This is a genomic window from Bacillus sp. FSL K6-2431, from assembly GCF_038005165.1.
Lineage (GTDB): Bacteria > Bacillota > Bacilli > Bacillales > Bacillaceae > Bacillus > Bacillus pumilus.
This window is the reverse complement of the sequence record NZ_JBBOSQ010000001.1, coordinates 3,513,473-3,537,337: the sequence shown is the minus strand read 5'-3', so window position 1 is coordinate 3,537,337 and position 23,865 is coordinate 3,513,473. Positions and strand designations below refer to the sequence as shown.

At 41.5% G+C, this 23,865-nt stretch carries 26 protein-coding genes; 7 read left to right on the top strand and 19 right to left on the bottom strand.

Annotated features, from left to right (window positions below):
- Window position 1: 1 nt before the first annotated feature.
- The 8 genes from pstB to MHH40_RS17850 all read right to left on the bottom strand — a co-directional run bounded on the left by pstB (window position 2) and on the right by MHH40_RS17850 (window position 8,808).
- On the bottom strand, window positions 2-814 hold the full coding sequence (pstB, locus tag MHH40_RS17885; protein WP_034661308.1) for a phosphate ABC transporter ATP-binding protein PstB: 813 nt from the start codon (window positions 812-814) through the stop codon (window positions 2-4).
- A 23-nt stretch (window positions 815-837) separates the two neighbouring features.
- Window positions 838-1,722 (bottom strand): phosphate ABC transporter permease PstA, encoded by an 885-nt coding sequence (pstA, locus tag MHH40_RS17880; protein WP_003217489.1) that lies wholly within the window; start codon window positions 1,720-1,722, stop codon window positions 838-840.
- Entirely contained in the window at window positions 1,722-2,648 is a 927-nt protein-coding gene (gene pstC, locus MHH40_RS17875; RefSeq protein ID WP_003217329.1) for a phosphate ABC transporter permease subunit PstC, read from the bottom strand. Before pstC ends, pstA begins: the two co-directional genes overlap by 1 nt.
- A 79-nt stretch (window positions 2,649-2,727) precedes the next feature.
- Window positions 2,728-3,645, bottom strand: coding sequence for a phosphate ABC transporter substrate-binding protein (locus MHH40_RS17870; RefSeq protein WP_253622425.1), 918 nt, complete (start codon window positions 3,643-3,645; stop codon window positions 2,728-2,730).
- 214 nt (window positions 3,646-3,859) lie between these two features.
- Window positions 3,860-5,995, bottom strand: a complete 2,136-nt coding sequence (locus MHH40_RS17865; protein ID WP_050943970.1) for a peptidoglycan D,D-transpeptidase FtsI family protein — start codon at window positions 5,993-5,995, stop codon at window positions 3,860-3,862.
- A gap of 122 nt (window positions 5,996-6,117) precedes the next feature.
- Entirely contained in the window at window positions 6,118-7,404 is a 1,287-nt protein-coding gene (locus tag MHH40_RS17860) for an MFS transporter (protein WP_003217361.1), read from the bottom strand.
- Window positions 7,405-7,526: 122 nt separating this feature from the next.
- Window positions 7,527-8,135, bottom strand: a complete 609-nt coding sequence (sodA, locus tag MHH40_RS17855) for a superoxide dismutase SodA (RefSeq protein WP_003217313.1) — start codon at window positions 8,133-8,135, stop codon at window positions 7,527-7,529.
- A 187-nt stretch (window positions 8,136-8,322) separates the two neighbouring features.
- The gene (locus MHH40_RS17850) at window positions 8,323-8,808 is read right to left on the bottom strand and encodes a DUF456 domain-containing protein (protein ID WP_003217408.1); all 486 of its coding nucleotides are present in this window, start codon (window positions 8,806-8,808) and stop codon (window positions 8,323-8,325) included.
- 143 nt (window positions 8,809-8,951) lie between these two features.
- On the opposite strand from MHH40_RS17850, the gene MHH40_RS17845 reads away from it, so the two are divergent.
- Window positions 8,952-9,722 carry a DUF1189 domain-containing protein gene (locus tag MHH40_RS17845; protein ID WP_003217320.1) on the top strand — a complete coding sequence of 257 codons (771 nt, stop codon included), beginning with the start codon at window positions 8,952-8,954 and terminating at the stop codon, window positions 9,720-9,722.
- Between the two features lie 55 nt (window positions 9,723-9,777).
- On the opposite strand, the gene MHH40_RS17840 is transcribed toward MHH40_RS17845, so the two are convergent.
- A complete protein-coding gene (locus MHH40_RS17840) occupies window positions 9,778-10,323 on the bottom strand; it encodes a GNAT family N-acetyltransferase (protein WP_050943755.1) in 546 nt (181 codons plus the stop codon).
- Between the two features lie 190 nt (window positions 10,324-10,513).
- Between MHH40_RS17840 and MHH40_RS17835 the strand changes: the two genes are divergently transcribed.
- Window positions 10,514-10,816: a hypothetical protein gene (locus MHH40_RS17835; protein WP_003217371.1), complete on the top strand. Its 303-nt coding sequence runs from the start codon at window positions 10,514-10,516 to the stop codon at window positions 10,814-10,816.
- Window positions 10,817-10,921: 105 nt separating this feature from the next.
- Window positions 10,922-12,034, top strand: coding sequence for a flavodoxin-dependent (E)-4-hydroxy-3-methylbut-2-enyl-diphosphate synthase (gene ispG / locus MHH40_RS17830; protein ID WP_050943754.1), 1,113 nt, complete (start codon window positions 10,922-10,924; stop codon window positions 12,032-12,034).
- Between the two features lie 43 nt (window positions 12,035-12,077).
- Here the strand turns inward: ispG and MHH40_RS17825 are convergent, their stop codons facing one another.
- Window positions 12,078-12,440: a DUF308 domain-containing protein gene (locus tag MHH40_RS17825; RefSeq protein ID WP_003217474.1), complete on the bottom strand. Its 363-nt coding sequence runs from the start codon at window positions 12,438-12,440 to the stop codon at window positions 12,078-12,080.
- A 139-nt stretch (window positions 12,441-12,579) separates the two neighbouring features.
- Between MHH40_RS17825 and MHH40_RS17820 the strand changes: the two genes are divergently transcribed.
- Window positions 12,580-13,158 carry a 5' nucleotidase, NT5C type gene (locus MHH40_RS17820; protein ID WP_050943753.1) on the top strand — a complete coding sequence of 193 codons (579 nt, stop codon included), beginning with the start codon at window positions 12,580-12,582 and terminating at the stop codon, window positions 13,156-13,158.
- A gap of 18 nt (window positions 13,159-13,176) precedes the next feature.
- On the opposite strand, the gene MHH40_RS17815 is transcribed toward MHH40_RS17820, so the two are convergent.
- The 5 genes from MHH40_RS17815 to MHH40_RS17795 all read right to left on the bottom strand — a co-directional run bounded on the left by MHH40_RS17815 (window position 13,177) and on the right by MHH40_RS17795 (window position 17,285).
- Entirely contained in the window at window positions 13,177-14,094 is a 918-nt protein-coding gene (locus MHH40_RS17815) for an ROK family protein (protein WP_340901391.1), read from the bottom strand.
- 131 nt (window positions 14,095-14,225) lie between these two features.
- Complete coding sequence (locus MHH40_RS17810; protein ID WP_003217433.1) at window positions 14,226-14,654, bottom strand: Fur family transcriptional regulator; 429 nt, start codon at window positions 14,652-14,654, stop codon at window positions 14,226-14,228.
- Entirely contained in the window at window positions 14,632-15,492 is an 861-nt protein-coding gene (locus MHH40_RS17805; protein ID WP_003217436.1) for a metal ABC transporter permease, read from the bottom strand. The genes MHH40_RS17810 and MHH40_RS17805 overlap by 23 nt, the downstream gene beginning before the upstream one ends.
- Window positions 15,492-16,268, bottom strand: a complete 777-nt coding sequence (locus tag MHH40_RS17800; RefSeq protein WP_050943751.1) for a metal ABC transporter ATP-binding protein — start codon at window positions 16,266-16,268, stop codon at window positions 15,492-15,494. The genes MHH40_RS17805 and MHH40_RS17800 overlap by 1 nt, the downstream gene beginning before the upstream one ends.
- 135 nt (window positions 16,269-16,403) lie before the next feature.
- Entirely contained in the window at window positions 16,404-17,285 is an 882-nt protein-coding gene (locus MHH40_RS17795) for a YitT family protein (protein ID WP_003217308.1), read from the bottom strand.
- A gap of 140 nt (window positions 17,286-17,425) precedes the next feature.
- On the opposite strand from MHH40_RS17795, the gene MHH40_RS17790 reads away from it, so the two are divergent.
- Window positions 17,426-17,680: a DUF2624 domain-containing protein gene (locus MHH40_RS17790; protein WP_003217420.1), complete on the top strand. Its 255-nt coding sequence runs from the start codon at window positions 17,426-17,428 to the stop codon at window positions 17,678-17,680.
- A gap of 48 nt (window positions 17,681-17,728) precedes the next feature.
- Here MHH40_RS17790 and MHH40_RS17785 read toward each other — a convergent pair whose 3' ends face one another.
- Window positions 17,729-18,622 (bottom strand): deoxyribonuclease IV, encoded by an 894-nt coding sequence (locus tag MHH40_RS17785; protein WP_003217337.1) that lies wholly within the window; start codon window positions 18,620-18,622, stop codon window positions 17,729-17,731.
- Window positions 18,623-18,631: 9 nt separating this feature from the next.
- Complete coding sequence (locus tag MHH40_RS17780) at window positions 18,632-19,951, bottom strand: DEAD/DEAH box helicase (protein WP_003217519.1); 1,320 nt, start codon at window positions 19,949-19,951, stop codon at window positions 18,632-18,634.
- A gap of 155 nt (window positions 19,952-20,106) precedes the next feature.
- On the opposite strand from MHH40_RS17780, the gene vrrA reads away from it, so the two are divergent.
- Window positions 20,107-20,805 (top strand): VrrA/YqfQ family protein, encoded by a 699-nt coding sequence (vrrA, locus tag MHH40_RS17775; protein ID WP_335355991.1) that lies wholly within the window; start codon window positions 20,107-20,109, stop codon window positions 20,803-20,805.
- Between the two features lie 158 nt (window positions 20,806-20,963).
- Window positions 20,964-21,908 carry a 4-hydroxy-3-methylbut-2-enyl diphosphate reductase gene (locus MHH40_RS17770; protein ID WP_003217509.1) on the top strand — a complete coding sequence of 315 codons (945 nt, stop codon included), beginning with the start codon at window positions 20,964-20,966 and terminating at the stop codon, window positions 21,906-21,908.
- A 37-nt stretch (window positions 21,909-21,945) separates the two neighbouring features.
- On the opposite strand, the gene MHH40_RS17765 is transcribed toward MHH40_RS17770, so the two are convergent.
- Complete coding sequence (locus tag MHH40_RS17765) at window positions 21,946-23,067, bottom strand: Nif3-like dinuclear metal center hexameric protein (protein ID WP_268458405.1); 1,122 nt, start codon at window positions 23,065-23,067, stop codon at window positions 21,946-21,948.
- A complete protein-coding gene (locus MHH40_RS17760; RefSeq protein ID WP_106029136.1) occupies window positions 23,060-23,776 on the bottom strand; it encodes a tRNA (adenine(22)-N(1))-methyltransferase in 717 nt (238 codons plus the stop codon). The genes MHH40_RS17765 and MHH40_RS17760 overlap by 8 nt, the downstream gene beginning before the upstream one ends.
- Between the last annotated feature and the right edge of the window lie 89 nt (window positions 23,777-23,865).

The window sequence follows — 23,865 nt, the reverse complement described above, 5'->3', positions numbered from 1 at the left end:
CTTATCCAAATCGACCATTGATATAGTCTTCTGTTTTTTGCTGTGCAGGACGTGTAAAGATACGTTCTGTGGCATCATATTCTACTAGATCTCCGTTTAAGAAAAAGGCCGTACGGTCTGATACACGGAGCGCTTGCTGCATGTTGTGTGTCACAATGACGATTGAATAATCATTTTTTAATTCGCCTAATAGCTCTTCAATTTTCGCATTTGAGATAGGGTCTAGGGCAGAAGCCGGTTCATCTAATAATAAGACACTAGGTTTCATCGCAAGTGTACGTGCAATACAAAGTCGCTGCTGCTGACCGCCTGACAATGACAAAGCAGATCGGTGCAGACGATCTTTGACCTCATCCCATAACGCCGCCTTTGTTAAGCTTTCCTCAACCGCATCATCAAGCACAGATTTTCTTTTTTCCCCGGCATACTTTAACGCATGGGTGATGTTATTGTAGATCGATTTAGGAAATGGATTTGGTTTTTGGAAGACCATGCCGATTTCTCTTCTTAAATTCACCACATTAATACGGTCATCCAAAATATTTAATCCTTCGTACATGATCGCCCCTTCACTTCTCGCACCTGGAATTAAGTCGTTCATGCGGTTAATGCTGCGTAAAAAGGTTGACTTCCCGCAGCCGGATGGACCGATTAATGCAGTAATTGCATTCTTCTCAATCTCGAATGAAATGTGATTGACCGCTCTTTTTTCACCATAATAAATGCTTAAATCCTGCACCTGTAAAATCTGTTCCGCTTGAAGTGGAGCCTTTTTCGCTGCAATCTCTTTTTTTTCTGCTAGCATTTGAACCATATCCCCTTCACACCTCTCTCACATTATTTTGACGTAAGCTTTTTATGAATAAATGAACCAAGCCATCTAGCAGCTAGGTTGAACAATAAAACTGAAAGCACAAGTACAGCTGATGCACCATTTGCGATGGCTTCTGCATCTGGAATGATTCCTTGTGTATTGACGTTCCATATATGAACGGCTAATGTTTCTGCCGGTCTAAACACATTCAGCGGTGACGTATCAGAAAAAGGACTCCAGTTTGTGAAATCAAGGCGCGGTGTGGAGAGACCTGCTGTAAAAAGAAGAGCAGCCGCCTCACCAAAGACTCTTCCTGATGCTAAAATCGCACCAGTGATAATAGACGGAAGCGCACCTGGAATAAGGACCGTTTTGACTGTATGCCACTTCGTTACACCAAGCGCTAGTGATGCTTCCTTTTGATCCTTCGGTACAGAGCGCAGCGCATCTTCTGTCACCCTGACCATCACCGGCAGGTTAAACACAGTGAGCGCAAGAGCTCCTCCAATAATCGTATAGCCCCAGCCTGTTAAATTCACAAACATGAGTAAACCAAACATACCAATGACGATAGACGGAAGTGAAGACAACACTTCGATACATGTACGAATAAAGTCTGTGACTTTGTTTTGAGGAGCGTACTCTGCCATATACACTCCGCCGCCGACGCCAAGCGGTACTGTAATCAGCATCGTAATAAACAAAATATAAAACGAGTTAAACAGCTGATCCCTGATGCCGCCGCCAGAGCCAATCGCACTTGAGCGGGTTGTCAAAAAGTCGAAATTTAATTCTTTTGCACCGTTGAAAATGATATAAGAAAACAAACCAACGAGAATCGCCGTAATAATGGCAGCACATAATCCAAATATAAATGTGGCAAAACGATCGGTCATTTTGCTATTCATTAAATCTTCCTCCTAGACGACAAGTATCTGATAATGAGTATGAACATAAATGATACAACTAGAAGGACAAGTCCCATTGACCAAAGTGTATTGTTCTCAACACTTCCATACGTTGTGTGACCCATGTTTAACGTAATAATGGTTGTTAATGTACCAGCTGTATCCATAATGCTCTCTGGTAAATTACGCGTGTTTCCAATGACCATCTGTACAGCAAGGGCTTCTCCAAATGCTCTAGCCATGCCAAGAACGACCGCTGTCATTAATGTTGGCAGAGCTGCTGGGACAAGCACACGTCTAATCGTTTGCCATCTTGTTGCGCCTAATGCGTACGATCCCTCACGTAAACTTTTTGGTAGTGAACCCATTGCATCAGTCGCAATGGATGTAACGGTTGGCAGGATCATAATAGACAGGACAATCGTTCCTGCTAGCACGCTATGCCCTGAGCCGCTTGACTTAAAATGTCCGATAAACGGCACCAATACTGTAAGACCTATGAATCCGTAAACAACGGATGGAATCCCTACAAGCAATTCAATGACTGGCTGGAGGATTTTACGTCCCCAAGCAGGTGCAATTTCTGTCATAAAGATTGCGCCTGCGATGCCTAGCGGCGCTGCAATGAGTGCCGATAGGAGCGTGACGGCGATTGATCCGAAAATAAAAGGAAATGCGCCGTACTGCGGGTTTTCTGCTGTTGGGTTCCAATTGATACTGGTTAAGAACTCAATTGGGCTTACACCATTTACAATGAAAGATTGTAAACCCTTAATGCCAAGGAAGATGGTAATGGCGATTGATACAGCAATCATTAAGAATGCGCAGAATCTCACCAAAATACTTCCTCTTACTTCATCCATTTGCCTATTTTTCTTCGAGCTGATCAGTCGATCGCTCGCTTCTGTATGTTCTATCTGCTTCATCTTTTTCTACACTCCTATGAATGTCATAAAAGGAAAAGTGAAAAGCTCCACTTTTCCTTCATCAGCAATTCAAGACCTCTTACTTATCTGTTTGTTTGCCTGTTGCGTCTCTTTCTACTTTCATATTAGCAACTGAGATGTAGCCTTGGTCTTTGACGATTTCTTTTTGTACTTCATCACTCATGAGGTAATCTAAGAATTGTTTTGCTAGACCATCTGGCTCACCTTTTGTATAAGAATGCTCGTAAGCCCAAATTGTATATTTACCGCTTTCTACATTGCTTTCTTCCGGTTTCACACCATCAATGCTAAGCGGTGTAATTTTGTCATCTGTTAAATAAGAGAATGCTAGGTATCCAATCGCACCTGGCGTTTCTGCAATCAGTTTTTTCACTGTGTTTGAAGAATCTTCTGTGATTCCTTCTGCAGGTGTTGCACCATCAAGTGCATATTTCACAAATGTTGCACGAGTTCCTGAAGAGTCAGGTCTGTTCACAAGAGTGATTTTTTGGTCTTTGCCGCCAAGCTCTTTCCAGTTTTTGATTTTACCAGTGAAGATTTTTTTCAATTCGTTCTTTGTGATGTCCTTGACACCCACTTCAGGGTTTACAGCTGCGGCCATTCCAACAACTGCTACTTTGTGGTCTGTTAAAGCTTTTGCGTCGATTCCGTCTTTCTCTTCTGCGAATACATCTGAGTTACCAATTTGTACAGATCCTTCTGACACTTGAGAAAGTCCTGTTCCTGAACCGCCGGCTTGTACTTGAATATCGGCTTTTGGATGTTTATCCATGAATTTTTCTGCTGCCGCAAGAACTAAAGGCTGCATCGCAGATGATCCTGAGATGGTAATGGAACCTGATGCCTCATCTTTGTTTGAAGCATTTCCTTTACTGTCTTTTGAATCTCCGCTTGAGCTGCTGTTTCCGCATGCTGTGACGAATGCTAACAATGCGATAGTAAGGAAAGTAAGCAGCCATAATTTGTTCTTTTTCATTTCAAGAATACCCCCTGAATAATTTGTCCTACGAGTAATACATTAAAGGTTCTTTATTAATTTCGTTTAAATGGAATGTTAAGGTTTTGTAAATGTCGAAGTTTTGTAGAGATCTTGCGATGTTTTTTATGTATTTTGTCAATTTATCTCGAAAATTTTGAAGAAAACGTAAAAAAACGCCCACAAAAAGTGAGCGTTTTTACCTAGAAAAGGTCTAGTCATTTGTTTCTGCTTCATTTTCAATTTTATTTTTGTTCTTCGCTTGTGTATCATTGCTTTCCTGTTTTGATTTTAGCTCAAAGTATTTGTCTAATACTTGTTCACCGATATCATTTGTAATTGGATAGCGCTGATTGTAGTCTTGATACACCCATGGTACAACGACGGAAATGGCCACTTCTGGATTATCAGCAGGCGCATACGCAACAAGTGTTGTGTTATATGTTGGTGTGCCGCGTTTGCTTTTAATTGGGCCGTCATAGAATGATTGAGCGGTTCCTGTTTTGCCAGCTGGGTTATATTTTTTGTTGCCAAAGTTCGAGTAGGCCGTCCCTCTTGGGTTCTGCATGACAAGCTTGAAGCCTTGCTGAACACGCTTGATCTCATCACCTGTCATGTCTAGTTTATTCAATACGTCTGGTTTGACGGATTCTGTTACAGCACCAATGCCGCGCTGCGGATCTGGCTCTCTCACTTCTTTAACAAGCTGCGGACGTAAACGATATCCACCATTGGCAATCGTTGAAACGTATTGCGCCATTTGCAGCGGTGTAAACGTATCATACTGTCCAATTGCATAGTCAAGCAGGAGACCAGATTGTGTAGACGTTCCCCGGTAGCCTGTCGCTTCGTTTGGCAGGTCAATCCCTGTTTTGACACCAAGACCAAATTTACTGAAATTATAACGGAATGTATCAAAAGCTTTCGGATCGATTGGGAGCGGCTGGTTCTTACGATACTCCCCTTTTCCAACGGCAATCGCTGTTTTAAACATATACACGTTAGATGAACGTTCGAGTGCCGTTAAATCATTAATGAGTCCCATATTTTGATAGGATTTCTTAGGCGGTGACTGCGCGATATACAGCGGTTCATCGTACTGGGTACTTCCAATATGAATCACGCCTGTTTTATATCCCGTCAGTACAGTGGCCCCTTTTACAGCTGAGCCCATCGCATAGGATGAAGTCATCGTTCCTAATGCGTAGTCATCAAATTTGTATTTTCCGTTTTTGTTTGAAATCTGTTTCCCCGCAACGGAGAGAACTTCTCCATTTCTAGGGTCCATCATGACAACAAACGCACGATCAAGAAGCTCTGTCCCGCCTCTTTGTTTCGCACTTCTTAAGTTCTTTTCAACGATTTTTTCTACTGCTTTTTGCAGCTGAATATCAATGGTGAGCACTAGGTCTTTCCCGCTCTTTCCTTCTGTTAGCACTTTAGAGCTTGTCACATTGCCCTCTTTATCAGTTGTACTCTGCTCTTTTTCCTTTTGGCCTTGCAGGACATCTTCATATTGATATTCTAGATAGCTTTTTCCTACACGGTCATTTCGGCTGTAGCCGAGCGATAAATAATGTTCAAGAAGTGACTGCGGAAGTCCTTCATCACTTGAGGACACGCTGCCGAGCATACTGCGAAGCAGTCCTTTATACGGATAGCTGCGTGACCAGTCTGTTGTGACATCCACACCTGGCAGCTCGTCCAAATGCTCAGAGACGTAAGCAATTTCGCTTGGCTTCACATCATCATTTTTAATGAATTGAGGCGTAAGTGCATAGCCTGCATCCATTTGTCTTTTAATCGCAAGCACTTGTAAGTCTTTTTTCGTCAGTTGATTTAATTCCTTGTCCGTGATGCGTTTCAGCTGAAGTTCATATAATTTATCATCAGCGACCTTATCGTCACCCTTTAATTCCGATTCCTTTTGAACAAGCTTTTTCGCTTCATTCGGGTGCGTTAAAATCCAGAAATCTTTTTTGTCACGATCGGTGATTTTTTTCGTACTCACATGAATCATATCCGCTAATTTTGTAGCCACTTTGAGCCGCTCTTCTTGTGAAGTCGTCGAGGTTCTCGTATATGTAATGGCATTTAGCGCTTTATTGCTGACAATCGTATTATAGTTTCGATCGTAAATTTTTCCGCGCGGAGCAGATGAGCTGACATTCACATCCTCTTGTTTTTCTGCCTGCTTTTTATAATCTTCTCCATTGACAATTTGTACAAATCCGAGTCTTACAACAACACCGGTAAAAATAATAAACGCAGCTAAAAATAGTAAATTCAGCCGAAGTGGAAGTGTTTTGCGCCCTTCCTTCACGTCTTTTTTGTTTTTCTTGTTTCTCATCACATCACCTTTTCTATCAAGAAAGAAATGGCACCCCTTTTTGTGTATAAAAGGTGCCATCATCATTTTAGCGGTTTTTCTATTATTTATCTAGAAATTTGATGTTCCATTGGTAAGAAATTTTACCTTTCTCCCTTAATAAGGTTCGTCTGAGAAACTGGCTTTTGACCGTCTGCCTCTTTCATATCAGCAGTTTTTTCTTTCAAATGAATATCTTTTACAAAGAAATAAATGAGAGTATGTCCCGCTCCAAGCACAACAAGAGATGCAGGTATCCCGAGCTCATCACCAAGTAAAGTGACAGACAGAAGAAACAACACAATGGAACAAATACGGCCAGCATTTAAAAACAGCTCCCTGACCACAATATATTCAATTCGGGCTTTCCTTGCATACCTTGCATGACCGATGACATCGTATGTTAAGGAAACATATGGAACAAGCAGAAGCGGATATCCTATCGCGATGGCTACCGCATACATGAGAAGTGATACATAGGACAAGTGAAAGACGATTAAGAACAAGGCGCCGTATAAAATCAGCCCGCCAAGCATAATGGCTTTCTTACGCCATTTTTTCTTAATCAAACGCGTAGCGAAGAAATAAGCGAAAAAGGCAACACCTGAGTTCACCAAACCAAATGTCCCGAGAGCAAGCTCACTGTTTGTTGCGATAAACACAAAGACACTGATTAAGAAGACAAAGACCCCTTCACGAAGCCCTTGAAAAAAGTGAGCTGTTGTAATCTTACGCCAATTCTCGTCGGCATGGCGTTCTTTCCATATTTGCTTGATGATAAATTTTCCTTTGGACTGCCTTCTCTTGAGGAAAAAGCTCATCACAACCGCTAATGAAAACAAAATTAGCGATAAAGTAAAAATCACTGTATAGCCCGTATCATCTGTTAATTGAGAAATGACAATACCCGCGATCAGTGGACCGATCATGCCAGCTGTAGAAGTGAGGACTCCGAGAAACCCATTAAAGAAATCTCTTGTTTCAGGCTCGGTGATCTCAAAGGTAAGTACGTTAAAAGCAAGCCAGTAAAAACCATAGCCGATCCCAAGGACACTCCCTAATAAAACAAGCCGCGCGGCCGCGTGCTCTCCTGCTATTAAGACAATTAAGTAAAAAGCGGCTAAGAAGATCACGCCGAAACGAAGGACAAACGCCCGGTCTATTTTTTTAGCAAGCCGGCCTGCGAATAAAAATGTAATGGGCTGAAGCACAACAATAGCCAGATTGTAAATCGCAAGATCTGTGAATTTCCCAGACTGTTTCCATAAATACACGTTTACAAACGTATTAGAAAGTGCAATGGCAAGTGCGTATAATCCGCCAATCGTGAGGAGGAGCATTAAATCTCTTGTAACATCCATGTCCCCGAACATTTTCTTTAATCTGCTCATATATTTCATTCTCCTTTTCTACACAATAGTCTGTCTCATCAAAAGGCAGATATGTAAAAAAAGGAGGGAAAATATAAAAAGACCTGCTTCTCTAAAGAGCAGGTCTTTTCAAATCAAATGGTTTATTTAGCTTCGCTGTAAAGGCGAGCCACTTCATCCCAGTTCACAACATTCCAGAAAGCTGAAATGTAATCAGGACGACGGTTTTGGTAGTTTAGGTAGTAAGCATGCTCCCAAACGTCAAGTCCTAGAATTGGTGTTTTTCCTTCAGTTAAAGGAGAATCTTGGTTTGGCGTGCTTGTGATTTCAAGTTTGCCATTGTTCACAACAAGCCATGCCCAACCAGAACCAAAGCGTCCTGCAGCTGCTGCAGCGAAATCAGATTTGAATTTTTCAAATCCGCCTAATTCTTTTTCGATTGCATCTGCAAGTTCACCAGTTGGTGCGCCGCCACCGTTTGGTGAAAGAAGCGTCCAGAATAATGAGTGGTTAGCATGTCCTCCGCCATTGTTACGTACAGCTGTACGAACGTTTTCAGGTACAGAGTTTAGGTTAGCCACTAGCTCTTCGATTGATTGATCTTCAAGAGCTGATACACCTTCGATTGCTTTGTTTAAGTTTGTTACATATGTGTTGTGGTGTTTTGTGTGGTGAATCGTCATTGTTTCCTTGTCGATATGTGGTTCTAATGCATCGTAAGCATATGGTAATTCTGGAAGTTTAAAAGCCATGGTTAAATTCCTCCTTAGAAATGTATGTACTGAAATGCTTCCTTAGGTCGTAAGCAAGCAATTCACCCTACTCAAAGAGTATCAAAAGAATTGGCTTGTTTCAACGTTATTGCTCATGATCTGAAACATTTCAGTGTTTATTTTGTATTTAGCCCTTTAGAAAGAGTTTTAAACGCCCTTTTTCTATTTATCGAAGAACATAAAATAAAAAGATGCCCAGCATCAGCGCTTGAATCAATCCTTTGGCAAATACACCTGATATAAATCCGATTAACGAGCCTAATCCTACTTTCACACTTGTTTTCACATCTTTTTGATGAACAAGGAGCTCTGCTATAACACTTCCGATAAATGGACCAATGATAATTCCTGCAATCGGAATCACAAAAGGACCGACTAATAACCCAATGGTGCTTCCCCAAATAGCTGCACGGCTACCGCCAAAACGCTTGACCCCAATCAGGTTCGAGACATAATCTGCCGCAAATAATACCGCGGTAAATACGGCTTGAATGAGCCAAAACGTCAGTGTCAGCGGCTCGAAGCTGAAAAAGAAACCATATAGAATAAATCCGAGAACCATAAAAACCACACTAGGGATAATTGGATAAACAAGTCCAACAAATGCAATGATAAATGCACAAATGATCAGAATCCAATACAGCACGTCCAAGTCACAGCCGCCTCCTTTTTATTTGCTGTATACATTATGCCTCATTCCCTCTATCTTAACCAGCAATGAAGGCCATACTTGTACTTGTTAGATAGACATTGATACAATATGAGAAATAGAAAAGAATGTAGGAAGTGAATTGATTGAACGTATTTAAACTATTGTTAAAAGGCATTTATTCACCAAAAGATATTGCGAAAGCACGGTTTACAGGGATTGGCAAAGCGATTTTATTCATTTTTATCCTTTCGATCATCGCAGCAGTTCCACAGGGCTATCATATGAGTCAAGAGATCTCGAATGCGATGTCAGGATTTCAGCATGTGATCAAAAAAGATTTACCTGATTTCTCAATCGAAAAAGGAAAGCTTCAAGCGGATCAAAGTGAACCGATAGAAAAAGAAGAAAACGGCATTACGATCATTTTTGATCCTGCTGAAAAAATAAAAGCAAGTGAGCTTGAATCAAAGCAAACGGCCATCGCATTATTAAAAGAAAAAGCTGTGATTGCTATTGATGGGCAAATGACAGATATCCCGTATCAACTGCTTGGTGGGACGCTGACAAAAGACGAACTTGCCCGCGTCACAAATCAGAATCAAGCGATTATTATCCCAGTCATCTGTGTGCTGTTATATCTATCAACTGCGGCTCTCATGTTCATTAGCGCAACTTTCCTTGCGATGCTTGGTACATTTATTAAACGCATGCAGCAAAAAGAGCTGTCCTTCCAAATGCTATGGAAGCTCTCTGCTTACTCACTCACATTAACAACAGTCTTTTTCGCCATCATGAGTGCATTAAACACGCCTGTTGCGAATTCATTTTTATTAAATTGGGTCATTAACTTTATCTTCTTATACCTTGTCGTAAAAGAAATACCCGCTAAACATAAACCACTTGTCAAAAATTAATTTAGTATATGAAAGCTCCCCCAACTTGGAGGAGCTTTTTATGTATGTGCATTCTCTATGATTCATCCGGATGAATGATCGCAAACAAATAATGATCTTCCCACACGTCATTAATCTTTACTTTTTTACGATTGAGTCCCTCATTTTCAAAACCTGTCTTTTCAAGCACACGAATGGAACCTATATTACTCGGCTTTACTCCAGCTTCAATACGATGCAGGTGCAGCTCATCAAAGGCATAATCGATGATTAAACGAATGGCTTCTGTCATATACCCTTTCCCGCCATGCTTTTCATCAAGTACATACCCCAGCCAAGCTCCTTCTACCGGGCCTCTTACGACAGAATTTAATGAGATTGTCCCAATTAAGGCATCTGTTTCATTTAAGAAAATACCGTGCATGTAGGCTTCATCCTGTACGCATCTTTCCACACTGCGCTGAATTCGTTCAATTTGACGAGATAACGTGAAAAAATCATCTTTGACCAAAGGTGTAAATTGCTGAAAATAGGAGCGATTCTCAAGTTCAAGTGCGAGTAGTGATTGTGCATCTTCTTCTGTTAGCGCTCTCACATATATATGCTGACTGATTTTCTTCATAAACTCTCCCCCCTGCTTTTATTTTATCATAATCGTGATAGAAGCTTGAAAAAGCACCGCCGAGCGTAAATTCAATACAAGACACACTAGAACGAACTAGAACCTCCCTTTCCAGCTTTTTTCCTCATGTTGGTTCTATCATTTCGGGACACGCATAGACTGAAGTAAACTCTTAAAAGCGGTGAGTGAAATGCGGCGTATTATTTTTTTGCTAATCAGTTTGTTTGTCCTATTTATTATCTTTTTTGATTTAAAAAATGGCACCATTCCCGTTGAAGAAGGTCCAGCTGTCCCTGCAAATGCCTTTCAAACACCTGAGAAAAAAGCATATAAGAACGTCACAGTGAAACAAGGTGAAACCGTCGTCTCTATCGTCCATACAAGTAAGCCTCTTGATGAAGTCATTGAAGATTTTGAAGAGCTGAATCAAGGCGTCAAAGCAAACGAAATTCGGGCAGGCAGCACATATAAGTTTCCGGTATATAAGAGATAAAACGTTAATTCCTTGTCATTCATACAAAGAGACTGTTACAATATGAACTGTAAAACAAGACGTACATGGCAAAGAATTGCTTGTACACTAAGGAGCGATTGACAAGTGAGTGAAGTCACACATCGTACTAAAACACGTCCCGTCAAAGTGGGACCTTTAACTATAGGTGGAAATAATGAGGTTGTCATTCAAAGTATGGCAACAACCAAAACACATGATGTCGAAGCGACAGTAGCTGAAATTAAGCGTCTTGAAGAAGCTGGCTGTCAAATCGTGCGTATCGCATGCCCAGACGAGCGTGCAGCAAATGCGATTGCAGACATAAAAAAACAGATCAACATCCCGCTAGTTGTCGATATTCATTTTGACTACAAGCTTGCACTGAAAGCGATTGAAGCAGGTGCAGACAAAATTCGAATCAACCCAGGAAACATCGGAAGACGAGAAAAAGTCGAAGCGGTTGTGAAAGCAGCAAAAGAAAAAGGCATTCCAATCCGTATTGGGGTAAACGCTGGTTCATTAGAGAAAAAAATTCTTGATAAATACGGCTACCCAACAGCAGATGGTATGGTCGAAAGTGCACTGCACCACATTAAAATTCTTGAAGATCTAGATTTTCATGATATCATCGTCAGCATGAAAGCATCTGATGTCAACCTAGCGATTGAGGCGTACGAAAAAGCTGCAAAAGCATTTGACTACCCTCTTCACCTTGGAATTACAGAATCAGGTACATTATTTGCAGGTACGGTCAAAAGTGCAGCTGGTCTCGGCGCTATCTTGAATATGGGGATTGGGAATACACTCCGCATCTCTTTAAGTGCTGATCCAGTTGAGGAAGTAAAAGTAGCACGTGAACTGTTGAAATCATTTGGTCTTGCAGCAAATGCAGCCACACTGATCTCTTGCCCAACTTGTGGACGAATTGAAATTGACCTCATTAGCATTGCAAATGAAGTCGAAGAATATATCTCCACGATTAAAGCACCGATTAAAGTAGCTGTTCTTGGCTGTGCTGTAAACGGTCCAGGTGAAGCGCGTGAAGCTGATATCGGAATTGCCGGAGCTAGAGGCGAAGGCCTATTGTTCCGTAAAGGTGAAATTGTTCGTAAAGTGCCAGAAGAAACAATGGTCGAAGAACTGAAAAAAGAAATCGATAAAATTGCTGAAGAGCATTATGCAAAAATGGAAGCTGAAAAAGCAAAAGCCAACGCATAACAAAAAACGCCTGACGTCACTGTCAGGCGTTTTTCTGTTCTTGTTAAAAGAACGGGGTGATAAATATGCCAAGGATGACGGAAACAATTCCGATCCCGATTGACCATGCGCCAAGCGCATGTGCTCCTTTTCTTCTTGCAATATAACCAACGACGATTGCCGCTACTCCTAATAGCACCGGCAAGACAAATAACGAGATAATCGCAATCGCGAGTGCTGTATAGCCTATCCCCTTACTGCCTGAATCGTCACCTACTTGGTCACGTTCTCGTCTGTCTACTCGATCTCTTGAAGCCTGATATGGCTCTGCAATTTCAGCAGCTGTTTCCTCTAGATAGCCATCATCATTACTAAAGTGTGTGTCGATTTCACGATCATTTCTTCTGAAATCTTCGTCTCTTTCCATGATCAATTCCCCCTTTTGGTTAATAGAAAGGAGCTTTTTTAGTATGAGCAAAAATGTCTGTTTCATGTTTGCTAAAACTTGCTGGAATTGTGAATTGATTATGTTACACTTTAAGAGTATAAAAATGAGGAGTGTGGGCATGTTACGTTTAGGAATTGATATAGATGGCACAGTGACGGCGCAGGACACCTTTGTTCCCTATTTAAATGAGTCGTTCCAATGTGCCATGACACTAGATGATATGACAGAATATGATTTGACGAAGCTTTTAAATATTTCTCAAGAAGAGTTTTGGGGCTGGATGAATCAGCATGAGCCTCTTATATATAAACAGGCAAAGCCTGCTAAGGACGCAAAAGAGATGCTTGATCAAATGAAACATCAACACAGGCTGATCTATATTACAGCGAGAAGGCAGCATCATGCGGATATCACCTACGAGTGGTTTCACAAACATCACGTGCACTATGATGACATTGAGCTGGTTGGCGGTCATCATAAGCTCGAAGCTGTTCAAAAGCACAAAATTGATGTGTTTTTCGAGGATCATCATGGAAATGCCACAATGATTGCAAAAGAGGCTGACATCCCGGTTATTCTTTTTAACTCCCCATATAATCAAATGCCCATTGACGACAGGATTATACGCGTCAACAACTGGCAGGAAGCATCTCAATGGATTAAACAATACGAGCAGCGTTTGGAAACTGCTTATTAATACAGAAAAGCCGATACTCTAATGTATCGGCTTTTTTGATGGAGCAAGCTTCCCTTCTGTCATGAGGAAATGGTACAGCGCTCCCTTCATGCCTGCCTGATTCAAGTAATAGCACGTTTCCACCTTCACTTGAATGTTCTTCCACGCAGGCAGAGTATGTAAATGTTTCTCAATATTTGATAGCAAATCTGGTCTTGCACTTACACCGCCACCAATGAGGATTTTCTCAGGATTAAGGACAGTTGCTACATTGTAAATACCAATGGCGATTCGCTTGTACCACTGATCCACTAGCTTTTCAATGGACGGATCATGCTTTGCCTTTTCAAAAATGTCTTGACCGTCTATTTGCGTGCTTTGCGGAATTCCTTGCTTTTCTTTATAGCTGCGAATTAAACCAGCTGTTGAAGCACTGCTGTTGAGTGTTGTAAATTGTCCATTGTCTGTCTCTGTCAGCATCATGCCAAATTCACCGCCGCGGAAGGAAGCCCCGCGTACAAGCTGACCGCCAGCGAAAATACCACCGCCAACACCTGTGCCAAGCGTCATACAAATAAAACTGTCACACTCTTTCGCATGGCCACTGTATTTTTCTGCAAGAGCTGCACAGTTCGCATCATTTTCGACTTCAACACGAAGAGAGGTTTTCTCTTCTAAAAGAGTTTTTACATTTTGACCATTTAAGGCAATGATGGCTCCTGCAAATTCTGTATAACCTGTTTCACTGTCCACAAAGCCCGGAAGACTAATAGCGATTCCGCTAACATCTGACGTTCTCTGATATTGTTTGACCACATCCGCCATCGCTTCTAAAAACGGTTCAAGCTGACGGCAGTTCGTTTCATAGTCACCGCTCGTGACCAACTCCCCATCCCGATCCATTAATCCATGTTTTGTTCTCGTCCCGCCTACATCAAACACGACATAATACGCCATTTTTGACCCTCCCTTTACTCCAAAAGACACAAATTTCTTCAGTACCTTGTTCTCATTTTAATGAAACAGCCGCCCTTTGTAAAACGTTTTCAAAAAGACAAGAGAAAAAGCCAGCTCTGCGGCTGGCTGTTTTATGAGTGAACTTCCTTCGGTTCGCAGGAAGGACACGTTCCGTATATTTCGAATTTATGTCCGCTAATGTGATAATCCTCTAGATCGGCGTCTAACTTGTCCATAGGGCAGGCATCGATCTCCTTTGTTTTACCGCATGTCAGACAAATAAAATGATGGTGGTGATGAGAAAAGGAACATTTAAAACGAAAAAGCTTCTCACCTGACAATTCCGTTGTTTCTAATATACCTAAGTCTTCATATAGCGACAGGTTTCGGTAAATCGTATCAAAGCTAAGACCCGGGTAGTCTTCACTTAGTGCCGTCAGCACATTTTTAGCAGTCAAATATTTATCAGAATCAGAAAACAGTTGAAGCATGTCTTCACGTTTGCTTGTATACTTGTAGCCTTTTTCCTTTAATAAATCAAGCGCTTCTTGTACGTTCATGATGATTCCCCCTTTTGAATTTTCCAATAAAAATACATCCGATTAAAATCAAAATGGACAGCATCACAATGGTTCCGCCTGGCGCTAAATCTAGATAATAGCTTAAGATCAATCCCGCCAATACAGACAATTCACCGAACAAGATCGAAAGGAAAATCGCCTGTTTGAACCCTTTAGCAATGCGGATACTTGCCGCAACAGGAAGTGTCATGAGCGCAGAGACAAGTAGTGTACCTACGATACGCATCGATGCCGCAATGACAAGTGCAACAACTAAGATAAAAATAAAATGAATCCATTTCGCTGAAATACCAGAAGCCTTTGCATGCTCTTCATCAAAAGAAAGTAAAAATAATTCTTTATATAAAAGCACGACAACTAACACCACAACGAGTGAGATCCCAACAACAATCCAAAGATCTAATCTCGACACCGCACTGACACTTCCGAACAAATAACTAAACAAATCTGTATTAAAGCCATTCGCTAGTGAAATGAAGATGACGGAAATCCCGATACCGCCTGATAAAATAATAGGTATCGCCAGCTCCTGATAATGCTTATACACAGAGCGCAGGCGTTCAATAAATAACGAACCGGCAACAGAAAACGCCATCCCTAAGTACAGCGGGCTTACCCCTGTCAAGAGGCCAAACTTTTTATCAAGAAATAAACTAGCTGCAATACCGGCAAGTGATACGTGACTGAGGGCATCTGCAATCAGCGAGAGCCTTCTCACGACGATAAATACACCAAGCAAGGGCGCAATAAAACCGATCAGCATTCCTGCGATAAACGCATTTTGTAAAAATTCATAATGAAAAAATGGAAATAGCATTATTCATGTCCCCCATGATGGTGATGATCGTGATGAATCACTTGAATGTCATGTCCGTAAAATTGAGATAACGCCTGATCATCCATTGAATCAAACGTTGCTGCATCTCCGTGGAAATGAAGTGTCTGATTTAAACAAGCCACATGGGTGACTTTATCAGAAACGGTGCCCACGTCGTGTGTGACGAGAATTAAAGACATTCCTTTTTCTTTGTTTAATGTTTCGAGCAGCTGATAAAAGCCTTCTACTGTCCGCTGGTCTACCCCAACCGTCGGTTCATCTAAAATGAGCAGCTTCGGCTGACTGACGAGCGCACGTGCAATAAAGGCACGCTGCTGCTGACCGCCTGAAAGTTCCCCGATGTTTTGGTGCTTTAAATCTTGTATCCCAACTGAACGAATGGCTTCCTCAACTTGCCATTTATCCTGCTTGCTCATTCGTTTGAATAAACCTATTTTCGCCGTCAATCCACTTGCGACGACTTCGTAAACAGAAGCAGGGAAACCTGTATTAAAACTATTCGCCTTTTGAGAAACAAATCCAATTTGATCCCAGTCTCTAAATTTTGAAGCAGGCGTGCCAAATAGCTTTAATTCACCTTGCTGTGGTTTAATGAGCCCAAGCAGGCACTTTAATAAGGTTGTTTTACCAGATCCATTCGGTCCAACAAGTGCTAGAAAATTTCCTTCCTCGACTGTTAAATGAATGTGATCTATGACATTTCGCTGTCCATACGAGTACGAAATGTCCTTCATTTCAATAATTGGCTTTGCCATGAATCTTTCCACCTTTAATCAATATAAAAAGAATGATTACGATTTATACAACAAAAAGAAAATGGCTTTTGCCATTTTCTCTGTCCATACATACATTTCATTATATAAAAGAAAGATTAAAAAGTAAAATAAAAGCTAATGAATGGCTGTTTTGAACTTACCGCCTTTTGTTTCATGCGTATCCATAATCGTAATAAATGCTTGACTATCAATTTCAAATACAATGGATTTTAGCTTTGTGATTTCAAGTCTTGTGACAACGGCGTAGATGACATCTTTTTCTTCATCTGTATAACCGCCTTTCCCTCTCAGCTTTGTCGTTCCCCTTCCAAGTCGATGAAGAATCGCATCTGAAATTTCATCATAATAATCTGACACGATAATGACAGCTTTTGTTTCATCAAGCCCTTGAATGACAGCATCAATTGTTTTCATTGCCAAATAATATGTCATAACAGAATACATAGCCTGCTCTGGTCCGAAGACAAAGCCTGCCCAAATAAAAATGAACACATTGACGATCATGACAAACTCACCGACGGAGAATGGAATTTTTTTCGTTAGCAGAATGCCTAAGATCTCTGTTCCATCCATTGAGCCTCCATTTCGAATGACAAGTCCCACACCAAAACCAAGTAATAGCCCGCCAAATACAGTGGCTAAGATTGGCTGATTTGTAAATGCCTCTACATGATGGAGCGAAGATTCAATCACGGCTAAGCTGACAATCCCAATTACTGTGGAAACCAGAAAGGTTTTCCCAATATGTTTGTATCCTGATATCATAAATGGAATATTCAAAATGACAACAATCGTCGCAAAATTGATGAATGGGTTATCTGTAAAGAGATAATCCAAAATAAGCGAAATGCCGATGATGCCTCCATCGATAATATTGTTTGGCACTAAAAATAATTCAATGCTGACTGCTGCGCATGTAGCTCCTACTAGAATCAGGAAAATTCTAAATATAAAATGAGGCACTGATTCCTTTCTATGCTGTTTACTATTTGCCATACGTTCTCCCCTCTACACAACTTAAATTTTCAATGAACATTTTATTCACTTTACTATTTTATCATTTCACAGGGTAAAATAAAATTTTTTGCACATTTTCCGTTTTCGCCCATACATTGTTACAGAGGGGAGGAATGGAATTGATTTTAATTCAAAAAATTGTCCTGCAACGGCTCAATCAGATCACAGCAAATGATCTGTTAAGGTATGCGAAGCAGTATGGTGTCAGTTTAACGTCAAACCAAGCTGCTGAGGTGGCCAAACTCATGAATGGGAAGAACATCAATATTTTTAATGATGCAGAGCGTAGCCGGCTTCTTAAGCAAGTAGAAGCGATTACATCTAAACAGACAGCTCAGACTGTCAATGATCTGTTTAATCAGTTTACAAGTTAAACAAAAAAGGGCCGCATTTAGCGGCACCTCATGATGTTATATGCTTTTTTACTGATTCTTAATTTTATCTAGTAAGCCTTCGTCAAATTGCTTTTCTTTTAGCATTGCAATTTCGAATTTGTAAGGTGGCTTTTTGTTCTTTTTATCTTCACCTACATAAGGCGTTTCTAAGATTTTTGGTACATCTTGAAGCTGCGGATGATGCACAATATTGTTCAGTGCATCGAAGCCAATTTCACCAAAGCCGATATTTTCATGTCGGTCTTTTCTTGCGCCTTGTACGTTTTTACTGTCATTAATATGAAGAACCTTGATTCGGTCAATACCAATGATTCGATCAAATTCTTCTAACACCCCATCAAAGTCAGTCACAATCGGATAACCAGCATCGTGTGTGTGACACGTATCAAAGCAGACAGAAAGTGCTTCGTTATGTGTCACTCCGTCGATAATTTGGGCAAGCTCTTCAAAGCTTCTTCCGCACTCTGATCCTTTGCCAGCCATTGTTTCAAGTGCAATTTGAACCTTTTGCCCTTTTACGATGACTTCGTTTAAACCTTCGATGATTTTTTGGATTCCTGCTTCTGGTCCTGCTCCGACATGTGCACCTGGGTGGAGAACAATCTGCCTCGCACCTAGCGCTTCTGTACGTTCAATCTCAGAGCGAAGGAAGTCCACACCAAGCTCAAACGTCGCTGGATTGACGGTGTTCCCAATATTAATAATATATGGTGCATGCACGACGATATCTGTCATACCATGCTCTTTCATATGCGCTTGTCCAGCTTCAATATTGAGGTCTTCAATTTTTTTACGGCGCGTATTTTGCGGTGCACCTGTATAAATCATAAACGTATTCGAACCATAAGAGGCAGCTTCTTGACTCGCTGCAAGAAGCATATGTTTTCCGCTCATGGATACATGTGAACCAATCTTCAACAATGTTTCCCCCTACTTTCCATTACGCTTTGACTTTCTACGTTCCTGTCTTTTGATTTTGTCCATCTCACGTGTCATTTTCTTTTTATATCCAGGTTTGACGGCTTTCGGTTTTCTCACAAGACGCTTTGCTTTTTCTTCAATTTCATTAGGTGCTTTTTTACGTCTTTGACGCTTCAAGCGGTCATCTGCATCTCGCCATTCGCCATGAACAATGGTTTTGTTTTCAAACACAACGCCCATTTTCTCAATTTGAATGAGTGCATCCTCATCAGCAAGCTCATAAATAGTCATCGCAATTCCAGATGAACCAGCTCGAGCCGTTCGACCAACACGGTGAACATAAAAATCAAGATCAGATGGAAGTTCATAGTTGATCACATGGCTGACACCTTTAATATCAATTCCGCGGGCTGCAAGGTCAGATGCCACAATATAAGTGAACTCTAAATCATCAATTTGTTTCATCACTTTTTTACGTTCGCGCGGCGTTAATCCACCATGAAGCACTCCAACTTTCATTCCTTTTTCTTGTAGGAATGATGCGATTTCATCAACGGTTGTTTTTGTATTGGCAAAAATGATGCCTAAATAAGGCTGTACATTCGTCACCATTTCATGGAGCAATTTTAGCTTGTCGCGCTGTTTAGATGGGACTAAAATATGCTGGATGTTTTCAGCTGTAATCCGTTTTGGTTCAACATGGGCATATTTTGGATTGTCCATATATTTTTTCAGGAATGGCTTTAGTTTTTCTGGAATCGTTGCTGAGAACACAAGCATTTGCAGCTGCTCTGGCATTTGTGAACCAATACGGTCCACATCTTCTAAAAAGCCCATATCCAGCATTAAATCCGCTTCATCAATGACAAGAGATGTCGCTTTGTAAACGTTCAGCGCCTGCTCATGAATGAGGTCCGCAATACGTCCAGGTGTGCCGACAACCAAATGCGGCTGGTTTTTTAGCTTTTGAATGGATTTCTGCTTGTCCGTTCCGCCAATGTAAAGCTTTGCTTTAATTTCTTCTTCTGGAGAGGCCTTCTTTAAGATCGTTTGGGCTTCTTTGAAAATTTGATTGGCTAATTCTCTTGTAGGTGCAGTAATCACGACTTGTACGTGCTCTTTGCTTGGATCAATTGAATGAATAAGCGGCAATAAGTACGCGTGGGTTTTCCCTGTTCCTGTTTGTGATTGACCAATCACGCTTTCTCCTTTTAACACAGCAGGGATAATTCTTTTTTGAATATCAGTTGGCTCATAAAAGCCCAGTTCATGAATAGCATCTATTATAAAAGACTTTAATTCATATGTCGTAAATTTTGTTTCGTTCATGTTTTCACTCCTTAAGGCAATGCCTTTTTGCTCATCTCCTCATTATAGCTGATTTTCAGCAAAAAAACCATGTCCGCTTTTCTTACAGGAAACCAATTGATGCTTCCTTGCATAACCTATGATTAGAAAGAGAATGCAGTAAGGGAGGTACAAGTATGTTAGGGCAAAGGCCTATGGGCGATTTTCAGCCGCACCGTCCCTCACGCCGGCATCTTGGAAATGGCGGACAGCCCGGAATTTTTCAAAGGAGGCAGCAGGCTCCTATCGAACAGACTTTTCAAGGGCAAGGCAATCAATTTCAGCAAATGATGCCTCGCTCCCCGTCTGTACAGGGAGGCGGTGTACGCGGAATGGGCGGAATTCCAGGAGGCGAAAGCCGTGCACTAGGCGGCGGAGCAGGAATGAAAGGCTTGCTCTCTAAATTTCTTCCTGGCGCAGGGGGAGCAGGGGTTTCTGGAGGTGGTGCGGGATTACAAGGAATCCAGAGCTTCGCAAATCCTGCAACCCTCTCAAGCATGTTGGGAAATGTTCAAAAGGTGCTCGGAATGGCGCAGCAATTTACGCCAATGATTCAGCAATACGGTCCTTTAGTCAGAAATTTACCTGCGATGATTAAGCTGTACAGCCAGCTTGGCAGTGCAGATGATGATGAAACAAGTACAGATGAAGAACCTAAAGAAATCGGCGAGGAAACAGAAGTGCAAAAAGAGGTTGCATCAGGAGATGATGAAATAGAAGAAAACGAAGAACCAGAGGACATCCTCGTCAAAAAAGCAGATCCTCACACATCACCTGCTCCTGAAGTAAAACCGAAAAAAAGACCTGGCAGCTCTGTTCCAAAACTATATGTCTAGTGATCTTTTAACGGCGAAGTGTCCCCTGCGTATAACAATCTTTGATATATACGCTTACTTTGGCTATAATGGAAGCTAGAGAATGATAAAAAGCCGTTTTTCCACGGCTTTTTATATTGTTCTTCTCTAGCAGCACTTCCCTACAGGAGGACGAATAAATGAATGTAATTAAAATTTCGCCGCGTGGCTATTGCTATGGCGTTGTAGATGCAATGGTCATTGCTAAAAATGCCGCACTTGATAAAAACTTGCCACGCCCAATTTATATATTAGGTATGATTGTGCACAACAAACACGTGACAGATGCCTTCGAAGAAGATGGGATCTACACACTGGACGGCCCAAACCGCTTGGACATTTTAAAGCAGGTTGAAAGCGGAACAGTTATTTTCACTGCTCACGGCGTTTCACCTGAGGTTCGTCAAATTGCAGAAGAAAAAGGTCTTGTCGCCATTGATGCAACCTGTCCCGATGTAACAAAAACACATGAACTCATTTCAGAGAAAACAGCCGATGGGTATGACATTATTTATATCGGAAAAAAAGGTCATCCTGAGCCAGAGGGAGCTGTCGGAGTAGCCCCTGACAAGGTGCATCTTGTCGAATCAGAAGCGGACATTGAGGCGCTCGATTTAACATCAGATAAATTGCTTATCACCAATCAGACAACGATGTCTCAGTGGGATGTCCACGATCTGATGGAGCTCATAAAAGAGAAATATCCTCACGTCGAGTACCATCAAGAAATTTGTCTTGCGACACAAGTACGTCAGGAAGCTGTATCTCAGCAAGCTGGCCAAGCCGATCTTACCATTGTTGTCGGCGATCCAAAAAGTAATAACTCCAACCGTCTGGCACAAGTGTCAATGGAGATTGCTGGAACGCAGGCTTACCGTATTGGTGACCTAAGTGAGCTCAAGCTGGAGTGGCTGCAAGGCGTAAATACCGTTGCCATTACTGCTGGCGCTTCTACACCAACGCCTATTACAAAAGAAGTGATCCGTTTCTTAGAAAACTACGAGCCGGATGATGAATCAACTTGGAAGATTGAACGATCGGTTCCTCTTTCGAAAATACTACCGCGCGTGAAAACAAAGAAATAAATAAACGTCAGAGCTTCTATGCTCTGACGTTTTTTGTTTACATAAATTGAAATGGATTTGTGTTTGATTCAGAAACAAAGAGCTGTACATCATACTTTTTCTCTGAACATAGCGATTGAAGCTTCGCCTTTACGCCCTCTTTCATCATCTTTTCTGCATAATGCCCTGGGTCCACTACGTTCAGCCCGAGCATCATGGCATCATGGGCGACATGGAAATAAAGATCCCCTGTCACATACACATCAGCACCCATTCTTTTTGCTTGATGAATGTATTTATTTCCGTCTCCGCCAAGCACAGCTACTTTTTTCACAACAGCGTCCTGATCACCTACAAAGCGAGCACCATTTACATCCAGCTTTGTCTTCACAAATCGCGCGAAGTCTCCAAGGGGCATAGGCTCTCTTAGCTCCCCTATACGGCCAAGCCCTTTTTGAATAGGAGGAAGGTCTGTCGTGTGTACACTATAAGCGACTTCTTCATAAGGATGTGCTTTGATCATTTCACGAATGACTTGTTTTTCAATACTTGCCGGGAAAATGGTTTCAATCCGTACTTCTTTAACAAATTCCAATTGACCGGTCTCACCAATGAACGGGTCCGCATCTTCTGATGGCAAAAAGCTGCCTGTCCCTTCATTTGAAAACGCACAATGGCTGTAGTTGCCAATATGGCCGGCGCCCGCATTTCCTAAAGCTGTCCGGATGGCTTCTTCAAATTCCTGCGGGACATAGAGGGCAAGCTGTTTGATTTGATCTTCATATGTCGGGACTAACACACTTGTTTCTTCAAGCTCTAAAGCCTCCGCAAGCAAGTCATTGACTCCTCCATCAGCCACATCTAAATTCGTATGTGCCACATATACTGCAATATCATGTTTGATGCATTTCTCAATGATTCGTCCAGCTGGCTGATCTGTCGCTACATGTTTTAACGGACGGAAGATCGGCGGATGGTGAGCAATCATGAGATCCACATTTTTTTCGATCGCCTCATCTACCACATTCTCTAGTACATCTAAGGTGATCATGACATTGTTTACCTTTTTATTTAACGTCCCAATCTGGAGACCGATTTTGTCTCCTTCCATGGCATATGCCTTTGGTGAAAATTGTTCAAATAATTGGATGATTTCATGTCCGTTTACTGTTTTAGCCAACAGTCAAAACCTCCTTTAGAATCTTTATTTTTACATGCAGCTCTTCAAGACGCTCCTTGTTCTCTTCTGTTCGCGCTGCCTGCTGAATTTGACTTTCTATCTTCTCCATATGCTGGAGCTCTTGCATCCACTTGCGCCGGAAGACGTCATTTTGCTCTTTCGCAAGAAACGGACCAACTAGCATGCCTGTTTCAATTGACATCCCTTCATAGGCTTTATCTTTGTCGCCTTTTTCGGCGATGATGATTTCGTATATTTTGCCATCCTCTTCTAAAATGACTTCACCCATCAATTCATACCCCTCTTGATAGAGCCATAAACGAATGTGGTGAGCATGGATATTCGGCTGAAGAATAAGCCTTTCATGGCCTGTGAGCTTATGCTTGCCGTCATGTAAAATGCTTGCGATGAGTGCTCCGCCCATACCTGCAATCGTTACAGCATTCACTTCGCCCTTTTCAATGACTTCAAGACCATTACCTTTTCTGACCGAGATCTGGTCATCTAATTCAAGTCTATGTACTTGCTGCTTCGCCGATTGAAGCGGTCCTTCTGTAATTTCACCAGCAACCGCTTTTACTGCTTTTTGATGCAGGATTGCATAGCACGGCAAATAGGCATGATCTGAGCCGATATCAGCAAAGACAGCCTCATGTGGTAAAAAGTCTGCGACTCTTTTTAATCGTTTTGATAAATTCATTTCATTCATACGTATCACTACTTTTCTTTAATGTTCATACTTGTCTATCTTATATAAATTATGGACTTTTTAAAAGTCGTTTTCAAATGAAAAAAGCT

Coding starts and splice junctions, on each gene's coding strand:
- pstB (WP_034661308.1), bottom strand. CDS start 814: ATGGTTCAAATGCTAGCAGAAAAAAAAGAGATTGCAGCGAAAAAGGCT.
- pstA (WP_003217489.1), bottom strand. CDS start 1,722: ATGAATAGCAAAATGACCGATCGTTTTGCCACATTTATATTTGGATTA.
- pstC (WP_003217329.1), bottom strand. CDS start 2,648: ATGAAGCAGATAGAACATACAGAAGCGAGCGATCGACTGATCAGCTCG.
- MHH40_RS17870 (WP_253622425.1), bottom strand. CDS start 3,645: ATGAAAAAGAACAAATTATGGCTGCTTACTTTCCTTACTATCGCATTG.
- MHH40_RS17865 (WP_050943970.1), bottom strand. CDS start 5,995: ATGAGAAACAAGAAAAACAAAAAAGACGTGAAGGAAGGGCGCAAAACA.
- MHH40_RS17860 (WP_003217361.1), bottom strand. CDS start 7,404: ATGAGCAGATTAAAGAAAATGTTCGGGGACATGGATGTTACAAGAGAT.
- sodA (WP_003217313.1), bottom strand. CDS start 8,135: ATGGCTTTTAAACTTCCAGAATTACCATATGCTTACGATGCATTAGAA.
- MHH40_RS17840 (WP_050943755.1), bottom strand. CDS start 10,323: ATGAAGAAAATCAGTCAGCATATATATGTGAGAGCGCTAACAGAAGAA.
- MHH40_RS17835 (WP_003217371.1), top strand. CDS start 10,514: ATGCGGCGTATTATTTTTTTGCTAATCAGTTTGTTTGTCCTATTTATT.
- MHH40_RS17825 (WP_003217474.1), bottom strand. CDS start 12,440: ATGGAAAGAGACGAAGATTTCAGAAGAAATGATCGTGAAATCGACACA.
- MHH40_RS17820 (WP_050943753.1), top strand. CDS start 12,580: ATGTTACGTTTAGGAATTGATATAGATGGCACAGTGACGGCGCAGGAC.
- MHH40_RS17815 (WP_340901391.1), bottom strand. CDS start 14,094: ATGGCGTATTATGTCGTGTTTGATGTAGGCGGGACGAGAACAAAACAT.
- MHH40_RS17810 (WP_003217433.1), bottom strand. CDS start 14,654: ATGAACGTACAAGAAGCGCTTGATTTATTAAAGGAAAAAGGCTACAAG.
- MHH40_RS17805 (WP_003217436.1), bottom strand. CDS start 15,492: ATGCTATTTCCATTTTTTCATTATGAATTTTTACAAAATGCGTTTATC.
- MHH40_RS17800 (WP_050943751.1), bottom strand. CDS start 16,268: ATGGCAAAGCCAATTATTGAAATGAAGGACATTTCGTACTCGTATGGA.
- MHH40_RS17795 (WP_003217308.1), bottom strand. CDS start 17,285: ATGGCAAATAGTAAACAGCATAGAAAGGAATCAGTGCCTCATTTTATA.
- MHH40_RS17780 (WP_003217519.1), bottom strand. CDS start 19,951: ATGAACGAAACAAAATTTACGACATATGAATTAAAGTCTTTTATAATA.
- vrrA (WP_335355991.1), top strand. CDS start 20,107: ATGTTAGGGCAAAGGCCTATGGGCGATTTTCAGCCGCACCGTCCCTCA.
- MHH40_RS17770 (WP_003217509.1), top strand. CDS start 20,964: ATGAATGTAATTAAAATTTCGCCGCGTGGCTATTGCTATGGCGTTGTA.
- MHH40_RS17760 (WP_106029136.1), bottom strand. CDS start 23,776: ATGAATGAAATGAATTTATCAAAACGATTAAAAAGAGTCGCAGACTTT.